Source organism: Kitasatospora sp. NPDC004723, assembly GCF_040609255.1.
Taxonomy (GTDB): Bacteria; Actinomycetota; Actinomycetes; order Streptomycetales; family Streptomycetaceae; genus Kitasatospora.
Genome location: NZ_JBEXJT010000028.1, coordinates 66,708 through 82,211 on the forward strand (window position 1 = coordinate 66,708; position 15,504 = coordinate 82,211).

Sequence of the window (15,504 nt, forward strand, 5' to 3'; positions counted from 1 at the left end):
CGCCCAGCAGGAGTCCGGGCAGGACCACCAGGAGGACCGCCGTGGTGCGCCTGAGGAGCAGCGGCAGGCCGGCCCGGGCGGTCGGGGCCGTCGGTTCGTGCGCCGGGTCGAGTGCCCGCGACCACGACGCCGTGCCGGCGGGCCCGGTGCTTCGCCCGCTGATCCGCCAGGCCGGGCGCGAGTGCGCGCACCGCTGCTCCGTTCCGGTGCCCGCCCCAGCCCCTTCTCCCTTCGGTCCCCGCATGGTCCGTCTCCACAGCTCGGTGTGGGGTCCCGGTCGGGCCGAGGTGGCGGTCTGCGACGGTGTCGAACACGCGTGGGTGCACCGCGACAGGCCCGAAAGGGTGCCCCTGGTGACCGTCGAGAGGATCCAGTCCGGAGCGGAACTGGAACTGTGGGAATCGACGGGCTGGCCGGTCATCACCATCACCCGCCTCTCGGCCGACCGGAAGATCGTCGACCTCCAGGCCGCCACGAGCTGACGCGGCGGCGCCCCGGCGCCCCGGCGCCCCGGCGCGCCGACACCGACACGGGAGCCCGTCGTGACGTCACCGGTACCGGCCCGCTCAGGGAGCGACGACAGGGCACGCGGCGGACAGCGGCGGGCAGCGGGCGTCCGCCGCGTGGTCCCTCGCGCTCGGCCCCGAGCCTCTCGTCCGGGCCGCACCGATGCGCTCGTCCTGCGGAGCGAGACCAAGGCCTTGGCCGGGTCCGGACGTGCGGTGGCCGCCGTGGGTCGTTTCCGGGGGCGATCGACCGTGGAGCCGAACGGCAGCCGGGGCCACAGCACCGGCGGCGTCCGGCCAGCCGACCGCCGGTCCGCCCGTCGTGCTGCGGTGCGTCGGGCCGACACCGGCCAGGGGAGGGGCGCAGGCCCCGTCTCGGTGCCGGTGGTTTGCGGGCTGCTTCGAGCGTCGCCGTCAGGCGCTGATCACGTCCAGGGACAGGCGTCTGGCGCGGTCCAAATCGGTATCGTCGCCGAAGAGTTGGTAGCGGGTGTTGGCAGCGCGCAGGTAGGCGTCGATGCGGAAGGCGTCGTCGGCCGGGAAGCGGCTGCCGGCGGCGGACAGTTCGGACTCCAGCAGGTGCAGCCACTCGCGGACGAGGTCGCGGACCGCGTCGGCGACGGGGCCTTTGCGGCGGCCGTATTCGACCGAGGTCGTGGTGATGAAACACCCGCCGGGGAAGACGCCGTCGCGCAGGTAGGCGACCCAGTTGTCGAGCAGGGCGCAGAGCCGGGGCCGCCCCGGGGCGGCGGGCCACGACGGCTCGACGACGTGCCGCAGGTACAGGGCGCGGGCCTCGGCGACGGCGGCGACCTGGATGGCTTCCCGGTTGGCGAACACCGTGAGGATGCCGCTCTTGCTGTGCCCGGTCCGGGCGGCGAGCGTGCCGACGGTGATGGCGTCCAGCCCGTGCACGGTCGCGGACAGGGCTGCCTGCAGGGCGACTTCGTGCCGTGTCCGGTCGCCGCGGGCGCGGCGGCCGTCGGCGCGCGGCGCGGGGGATTCCGCGGCGGAGTCGGGGGTGTCCGGGGACATGCGCCGATTGTATGCGATTGATCGGTCGTGTAGTGTGGCGCAATAATTGCGATCGGTCGATCGCATAGTTGGGGGCGCAGATCATGGGTGTCGACGGCGGCGCCGGGCTGGACGGCTTTGCGCAACGCGTGCTCTCGCTGTCCGGGAGCGCGAAGACCGTCCATGTGGCCGGGAGCGGGCCCGCGGTGGTCGTGATGCCCGAGATGCCGGGTATCAGCCCCGACGTGGTGCGCTTCGCCGGGTGGGTGCGCGATGCGGGGTTCACCGTCTACGTGCCCTCGCTCTTCGGCGTCGACGGGGCGTATCCCACCGTCGAGCTCGCCGAGCCGATCCTCGGACGGGCGTGCGTCAGCGAGGAGTTCAGGGCGTTCGCGGGCGGTGGAACGAGTCCGGTGGCGGTGTGGCTGCGCGCGCTGGCCAGGACCGCGCACGACGAGTGCGGCGGACCGGGCGTCGGCGCGGTGGGGATGTGCTTCACCGGCAACTTCGCGCTGAGCATGACGCTGGAACCGGCCGTCATCGCCCCGGTCCTCGGCCAGCCCTCGTTGCCACTGGACGACCCGGCCGCCCTGGAGCTGTCGCCGGAGGACGGGGCCGCCATCCGCGAGCGGTTCGAGCGCGACGGACTCACCGCACTCGGCCTGCGCTTCGACACCGACAAGTGGTGTACCGGCCGACGCTTCGCCGCCTACGCACAACTGCTCGGCGACCGCTTCGACGGCCGCGTCCTCCCCGGCGAGTGCGCGAACCCCGAACCACCGCCGTTCTTCCGAGACGTGGTCCAGACCCCCCACAGCGTGCTCACCGCGCACCTCGTCGACGAGGAAGGCCACCCCACCGTGCAAGCCCGCGACGAAGTCCTCGCATTCCTGAGCGCCCGCCTGCTGCCCGGCCGCACCACGGCCTGACGGCCGGAAGCAGCTTGATCGCGACGGCACGCAGCCCGCCGACGCTCGTCCACGACCAACCCGTTACGCCGGATGCATTCATCCCAACACTGGAGGTTCCATGCCCAAGGGCTACTGGGTCAGCGTCTACCCCGCCATTTCCGACCTCGAGAGGCTGACTGCCTACAACACGCTCGCCGGTCCGGCCGTCCGCGCCGGGGGAGGGCGCCTCCTGACCCTCGACGGTCGGGTCGTCGCCCACGAAGCCGGAATCACGCAACGCGTCGTTCTGATCGAGTTCGACAGCTTTGAACAAGCCGTCGCGGCCTACGAGAGCGAGGCGTACCAGAAGGCGCTGGTGGCCCTCCCCGACGGCTACGAGCGGGACTTCCGCATCGTCGAAGGCACCGGCTGACTCGGCCGCCGCCGCCGCCGTCGTCCGGCCCGACCGGGTCCGGCGGCCGCGCCACGCTCGTGCGCCGCGCTGAAACCGTCCCGGCGGCCGCGCCACGCTCGTGCGCCGCGCTGAAACCGTCCCGGCGGCGCCCGGCCGGGACGCATCTGCCCGGCCGCTCCCCGCCGGAGGGCCGCTGACCCGCGGTGACCCCTGCACGGACCACCTCGGTTGCGGCGGCGCGGTGTTCACCGTGCTGCTGCCCGGCCCGCCGGGGACGACGGGGCCGCCCCGAGAGCCCGCGCCGGGGTCCTCACCCGGCGGGGACGGTGGCCGACGGTTCCCGTACGTCGTCCACGAGCTCCCGTACCAGCGCCGCGACCTGCGCCGCCTCGATGAGGAACCCGTCGTGGCCGTAGGGGGAGGAGATCACCCGGGCCCGGTCGGCGGAGGGGATGCAGGCGGCGATCTCCTCCTGCTGCGCGAGCGGGTAGAGGCGGTCGGTGTCGACTCCCGCCACGAGGGTCCGGGCGGTCACCCGGGCCAGCGCGGCGCGCGTGCCGCCGCGCCCCCGGCCCGTGTCGTGGGCGTTCATCGCCTCGGCCAGCACCGCGTAGCTGGCCGCGTCGAACCGCCGGACCAGCTTGGCGGCGTGGTGGTCCAGGTACGACTCGACCTGGTAGCGGCCGCCGGCCCGGGGGTCCTCACCGTCCTGGGCGCGGTTGCCGAAGCGGACGTCGAGCTCCTCGGCACCGCGGTAGGTGATGTGGGCGATGCGCCGGGCGATGCCGAGACCGGCATGCGGACCCTGTCCGGGAGCGGCGTCGTGAAAGTCACCGCCGTTCCAGTGCGGGTCGGCGCGGATCGCGTGGAGCTGGGCGGTGGTCCAGGCGATCTGGTCCGCGCTCGCCACCGCCGTGGAGGCGAGCACGAACAGCGAGGCGACACGCTCCGGGTGGGAGACGGCCCACTCCAGCGCGCGCATCCCGCCCATCGAGCCGCCGACCACGAGTGCCCAGCGCTCGATGCCCAGCGCGTCGGCGAGCCCGACCTCGGCCAGCACCTGGTCGCGCGGGGTCAGGCGCGGGAAGGACCCGCCCCAGTGCCGCCCGTCGGGGCGGAGCGAGGCCGGGCCGGTGCTGCCCTGGCAGCCGCCCAGGACGTTGGGTGCCACCACGAACCAGCGGTCGGTGTCGAGGGCGCGGCCCGGCCCGACCAGCGCGTCCCACCAGCCGGAGGTCGGGTGACCGGGCCCGGCCGGCCCGGCGACATGGCTGTCGCCGGTGAGCGCGTGCAGGACGAGGACCGCGTTGGAACGGTCGGCCGCGAGCCGTCCCCAGGTCTCGTACGCCAGCCGCACGCCCGAGAGTTGACCGCCGGCCTCGAGCGGCAGGGGCGCCGTGCTGTCGTACCAGAGGCGGCGCCCGGGCGGGTCCCCCTCCCGCCACGCGCCGGTGGCGGGAGGGGGCGTCGCCTGCGGGGTGGTCCCGTCAGCGGCGTTCAGGACGCCTCCTTCGCCGCGCGGAAGCCGGCTTCGAGGTCCGCCTTGAGGTCCTCCAGGTTCTCGATGCCGACCGACAGCCGCAGCAGACCCGGGGAGGTGCCGGTGGCGGCGAGCTGCTCCTCGTCGAGCTGGCTGTGCGTGGTGGAGGCCGGGTGGATGATGAGGCTGCGCACGTCGCCGATGTTGGCGAGGTGGCTGAAGAGCTCGACGGCGTCCACGAACCGCTTGCCCGCCTCGGCGCCGCCGCGCAGCTCGAAGCAGAACACGGCCCCGGCACCGCGCGGGAGGTAGCGGCGCCCGGCCTCGTACCACTGGTTGGAGGGCAGCCCGGCGTAGTGGACGGCGGCGACCTCGTCGTGCTGCTCCAGCCACTCGGCGAGCGCCTGGGCGTTGGACGAGTGGCGCTCCATGCGCAGGCTCAGCGTCTCCACGCCCTGCAGCAGCAGGAAGGCGGAGTGCGGTGCGATGGCCGGCCCGAGGTCGCGCAGCAGCTGGACGCGCAGCTTCACGGCGTACGCGCCGGGCCCGAGGGCGGGCCAGTAACGCAGGCCGTGGTAGCTGGGGTCCGGCTCGTTGAAGTCGGGGAAGCGCTCGGCGTGGGCACCGAATTCGAAGGTCCCGGCGTCGACGACGACACCTCCGAGGGTGGTGCCGTGGCCGCCGAGGAACTTGGTCGCCGAGTGGACGACGACGTCGGCCCCGTGCTCGATGGGGCGCAGCAGGTAGGGGGTGGGGATGGTGTTGTCGACGATCAGCGGGATCCCGGCCTCGTGGGCGACGTCGGCGACGGCGCGGATGTCGAGGACGTTGCCACGCGGGTTGCCGAGGGTCTCCGAGAACAGGGCCTTCGTCTCGGGCCGGATGGCGGCCCGCCAGGCGTCGAAGTCGTCCGGGTCCTCGACGAAGGTCACCTCGATCCCGAACTTGGGCAGGGTGTGCCGGAAGAGGTTGTACGTGCCGCCGTAGAGGGAGGCGCTGGAGACGATGTGGTCGCCTGCGCTCGCGAGGTTGAGGATGGCGAGCGTCTCGGCGGCCTGGCCGGAGGCGACAGCCACGGCGGCGACCCCTCCTTCCAGGGCGGCGATCCGCTGCTCGAAGACGTCCTGGGTGGGGTTGTGGATGCGGGTGTAGATGTTCCCGGGCTCGGCGAGCGAGAAGAGGTCGGCCGCGTGCTGGGTGTCGCGGAAGACGAACGAGCTGGTCTGGTAGATCGGGACCGCCCGGGCCCCGGTGGTGGGGTCGGGCACGGCACCGGCGTGCAGTTGCTTGGTCTCGAAGGACCAGGCGGGGGCGGTGGATCCGGCGGACTCGCCGTCAGGCGTGCGGTCGGCGGTGACGGCGTCGGTCGGCTGGCTCATACTTCTCCTCGGACACGTGTGGAGCCCGGCAGACCGGGCAGGCGCCGATGCGAGCGGCGCGGGTGCGGGGAAGGGGCGTACGGGCGCTCCGGGCGGAGCGGGTACGCGGATCGCGGCTACGGCTGCGGAAGGATCACCAGGCGCCGCGTCAGCGGGCGGCGGGACAACTCGTGGTCGTGACGCGCGTGTAGTCCACGTGGCGCCGGGTCACGAGGATGATCATGGGCCCAGGGAATCACAGTCGCGTTGCGGACACCAACGTGTCCCACCATGCGGACAAATGGGGTCCGACGCGTGGATGCGCTCCACCTTCCTGCTGTAGCGCGCACGTTGGGAGCGGTACTGCGGTGGCGCCGTGCGAGCGTGCCGACCCGCTCGTACAGCGCCCCGCCGTGCGAGGGTGCCGACCCGCTCGCGCAGCGCCCCGCCGTGCCTGCCCCGACTGTCCGGCCGGCTGCCGTGCGCGGCGACCGGACGATGTCCTCCGCTCGTCGGGGGCAGGAGGGTGCTCCTCGTGGATCGGGCTGATCCTGCGGGGCCGGAGCGGCGAGGGCGGCCGGTGCCGGTGGCCGGCTACGGTGCGGCGGTCAGGGCAGTTCGTCGGTGATCGCGTCGAGGAAGACGGCGAGCTCGGCCCTGGCGGCCGGGTCGCGGACGGCATCGGGCAGCGCCCGTCCCGCCAGGCGGACGTGTTCCCTGATCCGCGTTTCGAGCCAGGTACGGCCTCCGCACGCTTCGACCAGGGCGGCGACCTGCACGAGCTGATCGGGGTGGGGCTCGCCGGAGTCGTCGTAGAAGGCGGCCAGTTGGTCCCGGGCCGGGCCCCGGGAGCGGAGTGCGCGGGCCACGAAGGCCCGGCTCTTGCGCCGGCGCAGGTCGGCGAGGGGGTCCTCCAGAGAGTCGCGCGAGCGGCTCCAGACTCCTTCCCAGTCGTCGAAGAACGCCATGGCCATCCCGGCGTGGTAGCCGAACCGCTCGGCCGCCGCCACCTCGGCGTCGGTGGCTCCGCGCACCACCGCGCCGACCAGGCAGACACCGGCGGTGGGCAGCGCGATGGTGCGCTCCAGCAGGTCGAGCGAGTCCCGCAGGCTCATCCGCGAACTGCCCTCGGACTGCAGGTCCCGGATCTGGCCCGAGCAGCACTCCCGGACGGCGAGGGCGGCGCGGCGGCTCAGTTCGACGGCGACCCGTGGCTCCTCGGCGGCCAGGAGCTCGAAGGCGAGGCAGTGGAGGGCGACGCCCACCTGGATCGCGGCCGGGACGCCGAATGCGTTCCACAGCGTCGCTCGGCCCTTGCGGATCAGCTCGCGGTCGATGATGTCGTCGTGGACGGTGCCCGCCGCGGACATCAGGGTGCCCGCCACGGCGGCATTGCGGACGCCGTCCCACGCTTCCTCGGTGCTGCCGGCACACAGCAGGGACATCAGTGCCGGACGACGACGGAACCCCACCGGGGTGGACGGTCGTCCGTCGGCGTCGACCCAGCCGAAGTGGTACTCCGTCATGTGCAGAACGGGTTCGCTGAGCCTGCTCGTCGCCTCCCGCAGCGCGGGTTCGAGGTAGGCGATCACGTCGTGGGTGATCTGCTGTGAGGTTCGTGCGGTCCGCAAGATGGCCTCCTGCGACGATGGGCGGGACCGGTGCGGGTGTGCGGTGTCCCGGCCGGACGCCAGGGTGATCGACCGGAAGCCCGTCGGAACTCTACGTCACCGAGGTGGCACGGGCCGTGTCAGTCAGTATCGGGGATCGGTATCGGCCGCCGCATGTCGGGAGCGTCATATCGAGGAGTGGCGCTGCACCCTCGACGGCATCACCACAGCCGGAGCCGCCATCCGCGCGACCCACGCCTTCGTCCCCGGCATTCACCCCCCGGGGCGCGGACCAGCCCGCCGCCCACCCGCCCCCTGCGGGGATCCCGCCGTGGTCGAATTCCGGTGGGTGCGCGGTTGGAGTGACTCACTGATTCGTTCCGGAACAGGTTGAGCCCTGAGTATCGCGCTCGCCGATCCAGGGCCTGGCCGCGCCCCAGGTCGTCCGCAGGGCTGGCGGTTCGCCGGCTCCCGGGCTCCCGGGTGGTCCAAGAACAGGACTAGTGCAATTTCACATTGCGATGTAAGTTTCCCCATCAAGATCGGTGGGTCTCCCCACAGGTGGCTACGGTCCCCTCCTGCCGCCGGTTCCAGCCCCCCCTCAGGAGAACCGTGTCGATTTCTCGTATCCAGCTTCCGGGCAGGTCCGTCCGGATGGAGGGCTACGCCCCCTAACAGCCGCCACGCCCCGTCAGCGGGCACCCCCACTCCCGTACGAGGACGCCCCCCCGGTTCCCGTACGGTCCACGGCTCCGCGTCGGCTCTCGGCGCGGTCATCGGCCCCGGCCGCCAGTTCCCCCACGCCTCGGCGCCGGTGTCGCCGGCGCGTGCCGCCTCTCTCTCCTCCCTCGGCACGCGCCCGCACACGCACCACCAGACCACCCCCCCACACCCCCCTTGAGGAGATCTCGGTGCCTTCATCAGCCACCGTGCGCAACACCTTGCTCTCGGCAGCGCTGGTTGCCGCGCTCGCGGTCCCGCTGCTGCACAGTGCTCAGGCGTCCGCCGGGCCCGCGCCCGCCGCCTCGGCCGCGGCCCGCACCGCCCCCGTCCTGCCGCAGACCGGCGACCACCTCGCCCACCAGGGTGCCCCGGGCGGCGCTGCCGCCACCGGCCCGCAGGGCTGGCCGGGCACGGCGACGCGCCAGCCGACCACCGGCCTGCAGTCCGGCGACCCGGCCGACCCCGCCCTCCCGGCCGCCACCTCCGCCGCCTCCGCCAAGAGCGCCGCCTGTACCCCCGAGGTGTTCACCTCGCTCACCCCCGCGGCCCTCGTCGGCTTCCTCACCGACCGCGGCCACACCTACCAGGACTGCCTGCGGCCCCTGCTGGTCAACTGGGACCCGCGGACCGCGAAGGTGATGACGCCCGAGCACGTGCGGGCCGTCGCGGCCGAGGTGAGCTCCCGCGCACCGTCCTTCGACAGCGCGAACAACCTCAACCAGCAGGAACTCTGGTACTACCTGCACATCGCCGTCTTCTTCGACTTCAACCACACCGAGATCGACCTCGGCGACGACACCACCGTCGCCGCCCTCGACCGCGCGATCCGCGACTACACGGCCAACCCCCGGGTGTTCGAGCCCACCACCACCAACGGCGACACCATGGGCGAACTGCTCCAGGCCGGCAGCGCCCCCGGACTGCGCCTGGCCCGTCTGCCGCTGGTGAAGCAGGTCATGAGGACGTTCGCGCCCGGCTCGCCCGTGACCGGCGACCGGGGCTGGAACTGGGCCGTCCAGGGCGCCCTCCAGATCAACTTCCAGGGCATCGAGAACGTCGGCGAGGACCCGCAGGGCCTCTTCCGTGCCGCCGTCGCCGCCGACACCGACTACCGCGAGGCGTTCCGCGCCTACGCCGGCTACACCCACCTCAAGGGCACGGCCAGCGAGTGGGCGGCCGCCGACGCCATGCTGGAGTACGGGCGCTTCGCCCGGATCGACGCCCTCAAGCCCGAGCTGAAGCAGCGCATCGGCGCCCAACTGGACCTCGCCGCGGCGACCTTCGGCCGGATGAGCCGGCCGTGGGCCAACCTCATCGCCCCGGTCAACGACCTCGGGCTGTGCGGCCAGTACGCGGTCTGCCGCACCGACCTGGAACGCCTGGTGTTCCCCCACACCTACAGCTACGACAACGGCACCCTGATCGTGCGCACCGCCCTCGACAGGGCCACCGCCGACCAGCTCTACTACGCCACCAAGCAGGTCAAGGCCCAGTTCTTCCGGACCCTGGGCACCGACCAGCCCCTGGCCGGTGACAACCACCCCGTCCTGACCGTCCAGCTGTACGACACCAAGTCCAACTACCAGGCCCTGCAGTACGTCCTGTTCGGCATCGGCGACGTCCAGAACGGCGGGATGTTCATCGAGGAGAACTCCACCTTCTACACCTACCAGCGCACCACCCAGGAGTCGTACTTCAGCCTGGAGGAGCTGTTCCGGCACGAGTACACCCACTACCTCAACGCCCGCTGGGCGATCCCCGAGGAGGGCTACACCACCCGCTGGCCCAGCGACGCCACCTTCGCCATGAACGAGGGCACCGCCGAGTACTTCGCCGGCGCCACCCGCGACGGCGGCGTCAAGGCCCGCAAGTACATGCTGCGCCAGATCGGCTGGGACGATCAGGCCGGCACCCCGCGCCTGAGCGTCGACCAGATCCTCCACGCGACCTGGAACGGACTGGGCTTCCGCGCCTACCCCTACTCGGCCGCCTTCTTCAACCTGCTCGGCGAGAAGCACCCCGACCAGCTCGCCGAGATGTACCGCCTGCTGCGCGCCGACGACCGCACCGGCTACGACGCCTGGCGGGACCGCCTCGGCAAGGACACGGCCCTCCAGCGCGAGTACACCGCCTACCTGGACGCCGAGGTCCCGCGCGCGGACGACCTGTTCGTCCCCGACACCACCTACACGGCCAACGGTTCGCTGAACTACGCCTGGGCCTCCGAGATCCGCAACGCCTTCGCCGCCGCCACCCAGAACACACCCGACTGCAAGGACAACGGCGACTGGGACAACAAGATGCGCTTCACCTGCACCGGCCGCATCACGGCCAACCTGACCAACTCCGCCGACTCCGGCCAGACCCGCAAGGACATGGCCGCCACCGTCGACCACTTCCTCCTCGGCCGCGCCGGTGCGGCCGCCAACAACATGGCCGACATGAACTGCTGGTTCGGCAAGGTCGACGTCTGGCCCTCCGGCGGGGCCGGCACCGCCGACTACACCTGCGAGGGCCCGCTGCGCCGCTGACACCGCCGCCCGTGCACGACGCGCCCGGTCCACCAGGCCACCGGGCGCGTCGTGCACGCCGCCCTCGGCCGTCGTCACCGGGACCCAGACTTCTCCGGCCGGCAGTTCGGCTACGGCCTCGCCCTGCCGGCCGTCATCGAACCCGGCGTGGCGACCGGCCACTTCCCACGTGGACCGGCACCTGGATCGCCCAGCTCGCCACCGCCACCGCCGGTGGTCCGGTGATCGGGCGTCGGATCGGAAGCTAGTGCTGAAGATCAGTCAACTCAATGGAAACAGGAGGTTGTTGCAGCCTGCAAAACATGTCCGGGCGGGCCTTGACCGTGGTGAACGCGAAACGATTCAGTGTGCGCCAACATCGTCCCCCACGGCGCCTGTCGGCCGACCCGGCCCCCACCGGGTCTGATCGGCGTGCGCGCGATGTACGAAAGGGAACCACGTGCTCAGAGCTCGTATGAAGGCAGTGCTGGCCGGTCTGATGGCAGCCGGCTCCCTGGTCGCCGCGGCCCTCGTGCCCAGTACGGCGTCCGCCGCCACCCCGGCGGACGAATGCGCGATAGCGCCCAGCTGGTCGAAGGGCGCCAACTACCAGGCGCACGACATCGTCCGGTACACCGACGACAGGATCTATGTCGCCCAGCGCGACAATCCCGGTTACGACCCCACGGTGAGCACGTACTACTGGTCGCCGTATACCTGTGGAACCGGTGGCAACCCGTACCCGAACAGCTTCGTGGTGAGCGAGGCCCAGTTCGACCAGATGTTCCCGAACCGGAATCCCGCCTACACGTACCAGGGCCTGGTGGATGCCATGAAGGCGTTCCCGGCGTTCGCGCACACCGGTGACAGCACGATGCGCAAGCAGGAGGCCGCGGCCTTCCTCGCGAACATCAGCCATGAGACCGCGGGGCTGTATTACATCAAGGAGGTCAACGAGGCGAACTACCCGCACTACTGCGACACCGGCCAGCCCTACGGCTGCCCGGCCGGCCAGTCGGCGTACTACGGGCGCGGCCCGATCCAGCTGAGCTGGAACTACAACTACAAGCGGGTGGGCGACTTCCTGGGCATCGACCTGCTGAACGACCCCTGGCTGGTGGAGAACGATCCGGCCGTCGCCATGATGACCGCCCTGTGGTACTGGAACACCCAGAACGGGCCGGGTCCGATCACCGGGCACGACGCCATGATCAGCGGCGCCGGCTTCGGGCAGTCGATCCGCTCGATCAACGGCGCGCTGGAATGCGACGGCAAGAACCCGCGCCAGGTGGAGAGCCGCGTCAACCGGTACGAGGCGTTCACGCAGATCCTCGGCGCGCCGACGGGCTCAGGCGTCTCCTGCTGATCCCTCGCGGCACACCGAGGTTGCGGGCCGGGCGTCCTCGCCCGGCCCGCAACCGTGCGGGTGGGGTTCTGGACGCAGTCCTGCGATGAACCGGTCGTGCGCGCACGCGCCGCGCCCGGCACCGCGGACCCCTCGGTGGTCGGTGTCCTGCCGGCCGTGCTTGCCGACCCCGTGGCGGTGAACGGCCGGTTTCCCCGATCCGGGCCCACCGTCGGCTTTGTTCTGACATCCTCACCGGAAGTTTCCGACGTGCGACACGGGGTGGGCTGTGCGGTACACGATCAGCATGAGCGCGTTCCTCGCGATCGCCGCCGTCGTCCGCCTGAGCCCGCGCCTGCGCCGGCGGACCCGGCCCGGCTCCCGCAACGACGAACCGGTCACCGCGCTGAGCGCCGTCACCCCCAGGGCGCCGCTCGCCGCCACCCCGCCGGGCCGGAGCATCCACCAGGCCGTCGAAGCGGCCGTCAGGGCCTTTCAGCCACCGCACCGAGCCGGCCGTGTCCGCCCTGCCGGAGGCCCCGCTCGCGGGCTTCGTCCATCCGATCGCCACGCACGACGCGTTCGGACGCCGGCCGGGCGGACACCCCACCCGGAACAGAGGACCCGCACACCCCTGGCAACCCGCCACAGGGGCCCGCGCGAGGCGACCGGCCCGGGCCGTCACCCCGCCTCCCACCAGCAGCTGACCACGAGCCCTGTCGCGGGGGCCGCAGACAGGAGGGTTCAGCAGTGACCAGCCCGGACGAAACCGCGGCCCCCCGGCCCGCGGACGCCGGCCCGTGGGCCGCGCACCGCCCCGCCGCCTGGGTACGCACCCGGCTGCGCGCGGCCCCGCTCGCCGCGCTGCTCACCGCGGCCCTGGCGTTCGGCACCGTCTTCCTGGCGACGGCCTACCCCCGCCTGCTCGACCGGACCGCCGACCAGGGCCTGCGCGAGTTCCTGCGTGACCGGGGCCCGGCGGCCACCAGCGTCTTCGCCGTCTCCGACCGGGGCATCGACGACCGGGGCAGGGCCGACGGAGCCGAGGGCCCGCGCGTTGATGCCGCGCGCCTGGACGCCGACGCCGCCCTGCTCGCCGCCCGCACCGGCATCCTCGGTGTCGCTCCCGGCGACGTGGTCCACGGTTCCCGCAGCCGCAAGCCGCGCGCCCTCATCGACCCCGGCCTGACCCGGCCCGACGACGCCGACCCGACGATGGACCTGCTCTACGTCCAGGGACTGCGCGACCACGTGACGCTCGCCGAGGGCAGCTGGCCCGGCACCCCGGTACCGGGGGAGCCCGTGCCGATCGCGATCAGCCGCGACGCCGCGGACACCATGGGCATCCGCCTCGGTGCCGTCCTCAGGACCGGTTCGTCCTCGCTCGACGACGAGGCACCCCGGGCCGAGGTGGTCGGCATCCTCCGCGTCAACGACCACAACGACCCCTACTGGACCGACCTGCCCTGCCCCGACCGGGCCTGCCTCAACTTCCTCCGGCGCCAGGGCAAGCTGCCCGCCAGGTACTGGCGCACCGCCGGCCTGGTCGACGGTACCGCCCTCGAACAGGTGCGGACCTGGCAGCTCGGCGCCCAGGACTTCTGGCGCCTGCCCGTCGGCGTCGACCGCCTGCGCGCCGACCGCCTCGCCGAGACCGACCAGGCGCTCGCCTCCTACCTCACCGGGGCCACCGCCAACACCCTGGCCAACGAGACCCAGCGCCCCGGCCTGCGGATGACCTCCCCGCTGCCCGTGCTCTTCCGCCAGGCCACCGCCCGCAGGGAAGCGGCCGCGTCGCTCGCCACGATCGGCCCGGCCGGCCTCGTCGGCGTCGGCGCCGTCGTGCTCTGCCTGGCCGCCGCACTCACCGGTGACCGACGGCTCGCCGAACTGCGACTGCTTCAGGCCCGCGGCGCGTCCCGGACCGGCGCCGTGCGGCGGCTGCTCGGCGAGGGCGCGGTGACCGTCCTGCCGGCCGCCGCCGTCGCCACCGCGCTCGCCCTGTGGCTGCTTCCCACCCCGCGCTGGGGCACCGCCGTACTGGCCGCCACCGCCGTCGCCCTGTTCAGCCTGCTCGCCTTCCCGCTGCGCGCCGCCCGGCTCTGGTCCCGCGCCCGGCCCGGCGGCCGCCGCCGGCGCCTGGTCGCCGAACTCGCCGTGCTGGCCCTGACCGCCGCCGCTGTGACGGAGGTCCGGCGGCGCGGCGTCGCCACCACCGAAGAGGGCGCCGACCCGCTGCTGGTCGTCGCGCCGCTGCTGCTCGCCCTCACCGGGGGACTGCTGCTCGCCCGTCTCCAACCGCTGCCGCTCGGCGCGCTCGGCCGGATCGCCGCCCGGCGGCCCGGCGCCGTCGGCTTCCTCGGTCTGGCCCGCGCCGCCCGCGGCACCGGCGAACGCAAAGGCCCCTCCGTGCTGCCGCTGCTCGCCCTGCTGCTCGCCGTCACCACCGCCGGCTTCGGCGCCACCGTGCTGGGCGCCGTCGACACCGCCCGCGTCCACGCCGCCCGGATCAGCGTCGGCGGCGACGCCTCCGTGCTCGTCCCGATCGGCGTCACCGTCCCACCCGCCTTCGCCGAGGCCGCCGCCGCGCTGCCCGGCATCCGGGCCTCCACACCGGTCTGGGCCGACACCGAGGTCTTCGTCCTCGGCGGCGACGACGCCACCCGGATCTTCGCCGTGGTCGCCGAACCGGCCGCGTACGCGGAGATCTCCCGCTCGCTCGGCCGCGGCACCTTCGACCCCGTCGCGCTGTCCGGCGACACCGGCGGACCGGACGCGGCGGTGCCCGCCCTGCTCTCCACCACGCTCGCCAAGCAGCTCGGCCCCGAGGCCACCCACCGCCTCCGACTGCCGAGCGGCGGCGAACTGCCCATCGCTACCACCGGCACCGTCGACGCCACCCCCGCCCTCCAAGGCGACGACCGCCTGTTCGTCGTCCTGCCGGCCGGCCCGGCCGCCGCCCTCGCCCCCGAACTCGGCCGCCCCAATCTCTGGCTGGCCACCGGCTCCGTCGACCAGGACGCCCTCCGACGCCTGGTGCGCGAACGCATCGCCAGCGGCGACGAACGCACCGCGCCCACCCCCGACGGCCAGGACGCCCTACCGGACGGCTACACCGTGTGCACCAGCGCCGCCGTCACCGCCGAACTGGGCGACGACCCGCTCCAGGACTCCGCGGCCCGGCTGTTCTGGACGGCCGTCATCGGGGCGGGCGCCCTCGCCCTGCTCGCCGCCCTGCTCACCCTGGTCCGTGCCGCCCCCGAACGCACCGCCCTGCTCGCCCGGCTGCGCACCATGGGCCTGCGTCCCCGGCAGGGTCTGGCCCTCATCCTGATCGAGACCCTGCCGCAGACCGTGGCCGCGGCGGTCGGCGGCGGCCTCGTCGCCGTGGGCGCCGTCGCCCTGCTCGGCCCGGCCTTCGACCTGTCGATCCTGGTCGGAGCGGAGACTCCGCGCGGCCTGCCGGTCGACGTCCCGCCGGTCCTGCTGCAGACGCTCGGCCTCGCCGCGCTCGTCTCGGCGGGCGTCGTCGCCGAGGCACTCGTCGCCGGGCGGCGCCAGATCGCCACCGAACTGCGCGCGGGGGACCAGTGATGACAGCCCCGCCCCGGCTGCGCGGGTGGCAGCTCGGCTGTGGTCGATGCCGGGTGCGG

At 73.2% G+C, this 15,504-nt stretch carries 10 protein-coding genes; 6 read left to right on the forward strand and 4 right to left on the reverse strand.

Annotated features, from left to right (window positions below; all coding sequences use genetic code 11):
- Positions 1-353 precede the first annotated feature (353 nt).
- Positions 354-482 (forward strand): hypothetical protein, encoded by a 129-nt coding sequence (locus ABZW10_RS24630; protein ID WP_355369507.1) that lies wholly within the window; start codon positions 354-356, stop codon positions 480-482.
- 438 nt (positions 483-920) lie between these two features.
- Here the strand turns inward: ABZW10_RS24630 and ABZW10_RS24635 are convergent, their stop codons facing one another.
- Positions 921-1,541 carry a hypothetical protein gene (locus ABZW10_RS24635; protein ID WP_355369509.1) on the reverse strand — a complete coding sequence of 207 codons (621 nt, stop codon included), beginning with the start codon at positions 1,539-1,541 and terminating at the stop codon, positions 921-923.
- A gap of 83 nt (positions 1,542-1,624) precedes the next feature.
- Between ABZW10_RS24635 and ABZW10_RS24640 the strand changes: the two genes are divergently transcribed.
- Together ABZW10_RS24640 and ABZW10_RS24645 are read left to right on the forward strand one after the other, a co-directional pair.
- Positions 1,625-2,449: a dienelactone hydrolase family protein gene (locus ABZW10_RS24640; protein WP_355369511.1), complete on the forward strand. Its 825-nt coding sequence runs from the start codon at positions 1,625-1,627 to the stop codon at positions 2,447-2,449.
- A 100-nt stretch (positions 2,450-2,549) separates the two neighbouring features.
- Entirely contained in the window at positions 2,550-2,843 is a 294-nt protein-coding gene (locus tag ABZW10_RS24645) for a DUF1330 domain-containing protein (protein ID WP_355369513.1), read from the forward strand.
- 292 nt (positions 2,844-3,135) lie between these two features.
- On the opposite strand, the gene ABZW10_RS24650 is transcribed toward ABZW10_RS24645, so the two are convergent.
- The 3 genes from ABZW10_RS24650 to ABZW10_RS24660 form a co-directional block, all read right to left on the reverse strand.
- Positions 3,136-4,326: a homoserine O-acetyltransferase gene (locus ABZW10_RS24650; protein WP_355369565.1), complete on the reverse strand. Its 1,191-nt coding sequence runs from the start codon at positions 4,324-4,326 to the stop codon at positions 3,136-3,138.
- Positions 4,323-5,684 (reverse strand): bifunctional o-acetylhomoserine/o-acetylserine sulfhydrylase, encoded by a 1,362-nt coding sequence (locus ABZW10_RS24655; RefSeq protein ID WP_355369515.1) that lies wholly within the window; start codon positions 5,682-5,684, stop codon positions 4,323-4,325. Before ABZW10_RS24655 ends, ABZW10_RS24650 begins: the two co-directional genes overlap by 4 nt.
- Before the next feature lie 587 nt (positions 5,685-6,271).
- On the reverse strand, positions 6,272-7,294 hold the full coding sequence (locus ABZW10_RS24660; protein ID WP_355369517.1) for a polyprenyl synthetase family protein: 1,023 nt from the start codon (positions 7,292-7,294) through the stop codon (positions 6,272-6,274).
- Between the two features lie 890 nt (positions 7,295-8,184).
- Between ABZW10_RS24660 and ABZW10_RS24665 the strand changes: the two genes are divergently transcribed.
- From ABZW10_RS24665 to ABZW10_RS24675, 3 genes are all read left to right on the forward strand, one after another.
- A complete protein-coding gene (locus ABZW10_RS24665; protein WP_355369519.1) occupies positions 8,185-10,527 on the forward strand; it encodes a collagenase in 2,343 nt (780 codons plus the stop codon).
- A 454-nt stretch (positions 10,528-10,981) separates the two neighbouring features.
- The gene (locus ABZW10_RS24670) at positions 10,982-11,872 is read left to right on the forward strand and encodes a chitinase (RefSeq protein ID WP_355369521.1); all 891 of its coding nucleotides are present in this window, start codon (positions 10,982-10,984) and stop codon (positions 11,870-11,872) included.
- A gap of 729 nt (positions 11,873-12,601) precedes the next feature.
- Positions 12,602-15,445 (forward strand): hypothetical protein, encoded by a 2,844-nt coding sequence (locus tag ABZW10_RS24675; protein ID WP_355369523.1) that lies wholly within the window; start codon positions 12,602-12,604, stop codon positions 15,443-15,445.
- Positions 15,446-15,504 lie beyond the last annotated feature (59 nt).